Origin of the sequence: Vibrio sp. CUB2 (genome assembly GCF_001557945.1) — a bacterium.
Taxonomy (GTDB): domain Bacteria; phylum Pseudomonadota; class Gammaproteobacteria; order Enterobacterales; family Vibrionaceae; genus Vibrio; species Vibrio owensii.
Map to the genome: position 1 here is coordinate 1 of NZ_LNRB01000082.1, position 423 is coordinate 423.

The 423-nt window shown below is 42.6% G+C and carries 1 protein-coding gene and 1 pseudogene; both read left to right on the plus strand.

Translation table 11 applies throughout. The features are described from left to right. Positions 1-242 (plus strand): annotated as a pseudogene (locus ATB78_RS27960) (IS5/IS1182 family transposase); the annotation flags it as partial. Between the two features lie 23 nt (positions 243-265). Beyond that, positions 266-423: DUF1330 domain-containing protein (locus ATB78_RS30300; RefSeq protein ID WP_155647892.1), on the plus strand; the 158-nt coding region annotated here is incomplete at its 3' end.

The following is a 423-nucleotide window of genomic DNA, read 5'->3' on the forward strand; positions in this document are numbered from 1 at the left end:
ACCCTCGCAATTTAGCAGTAGGTTGTCAAAAGCTCTACGGCTCCAACAAGAAGTGGAAAAAGCGGTATGGCTATCACAAGCGCTCACTATCAGAGACAGCAATGTACCGAGTAAAACAGCTGCTAGGTGGGAAATTAAGCCTAAGAAATTACAATGCTCAGGTTGGCGAGACTTACGCAATGATCAAAGCGCTGAACAAACTTACAGGACTTGGTATGCCTGAAACTCAGTATATTGCTTAAGAACTGAACAACTTTAGGCTGCCATGTCTTCCCACCGAATTAAGCAACAAAGCCCACCAACTTACCTTTATATACAGTTTAAAATTCAGGATATGGAAGCTTTCAATGAGTATGCTGAGCGTGTTTCTGAAACCACTCAAATCTATGGTGGTCAGACGATTGCGATCAACAAATCACCAAC